The organism is Caballeronia sp. LZ034LL (assembly GCF_031451215.1).
GTDB lineage: Bacteria > Pseudomonadota > Gammaproteobacteria > Burkholderiales > Burkholderiaceae > Caballeronia.
In genome coordinates this window covers 1-1,145 of sequence record NZ_JARUXR010000017.1, presented here as the reverse complement: position 1 = coordinate 1,145, position 1,145 = coordinate 1, and the positions used below count along the sequence as shown (strand labels likewise).

General features: G+C 61.7%; 1 protein-coding gene. It reads right to left on the bottom strand.

The genetic code is table 11. The features are described from left to right. Positions 1-19: 19 nt before the first annotated feature. Positions 20-976, bottom strand: coding sequence for a transposase (locus QCE83_RS34980; protein ID WP_309821465.1), 957 nt, complete (start codon positions 974-976; stop codon positions 20-22). Positions 977-1,145 lie beyond the last annotated feature (169 nt).

The following is a 1,145-nucleotide window of genomic DNA, read 5'->3' as shown; positions in this document are numbered from 1 at the left end:
TGAGCAACCGTCTTGCAAGTCAAGCGATATGAAAGCACGGATTCCAGTTCACGCCATGTTTGGCGATCGCGTTAATGATAGTAAGCAGCTTGCGCATGGCTGCCACCAGCGCAACCTTCTTTCGTTTGCCCGCGAGAATGAGGCGCTGGTAGTAGTCGCGCAACACGGGGTTATGCCGCACGGCTGTCAGCGTTGCCATGTAGAGCGTGCTGCGCACCTCGGCGCGCCCACCCCAGATGGTTCGCTGCCCCCGCATGGGTCCAGAGTCGCGATTGAGCGGGGCCACGCCCACCAGCGCGGCAATGCGTCTACGATCGAGTTTGCCCAACTCGGGCAACTCGGCCAGCAACACAGCCACACTCGCCGCACCGATGCCGGGCACACTGCGCAACGCCTGGGCCAGTGCGGCATGATGCTGCTGCACGTGTGCGGCAACCTCGGTGTCACTGTCACTGAGTTCGCGCTGCAGGAAATCGACGACTCGTTCGATGCTGGGGCGCGCCGCCGCATGCGCCAGTCGCAGCCGCTGACGCTCACTGGTGATCATCTGCACCAGTTGGCGCCGACGCAAGACCAGCGCCTGCAAGCGCTGCAGTTGGGCATCGGCCAAGGGCTTGATGAAGCGCTCACGCTGCGGGTGCTGATCCAACACACGGGCAAAAGCGGCCAGCATTCGCGCGTCCAGCGCGTCGGTCTTGGCCAGCGCCCCCATCGAACGAGCAAAATCACGCGCCATGCGTGGATTAACCACGGCCACGCTCAATCCCGCGGCCTGCAACGCACACGCGGCCTCGAATTCGTAGCCGCCGGTGGCCTCCAGCACGATCAGGGTCGGGCCAAGCGAGAGCAGATGTTGGACCAACTGCTCAATGCCCGAGGCATCGTTAGAAGCCTGCCAGTTCGCCCCCCGGGTGCTCACGGCCACCTCGAGCGTTTGGCTCGAGACGTCAATTCCTACGAAAGCAGAGTCGGACATGTCCTTTCGCTCCCATCCTTGTTTATGCGAACTCTATGTTCCTACAACCGTTCGGGCTGCAAGAAAGGACGGTCCAACTTAGGCACCCTACGCTCAAAGACGGGCTTGAAACATCACCCCGAGGGCTATCGGGTTACCCGAGTTGGTCCGAGGCTTAAAGATACAAGGG

Bases quoted from the DNA above. Each gene is read 5' to 3' on its own strand.
- QCE83_RS34980 (WP_309821465.1), bottom strand. From the start codon at position 976: ATGTCCGACTCTGCTTTCGTAGGAATTGACGTCTCGAGCCAAACGCTC.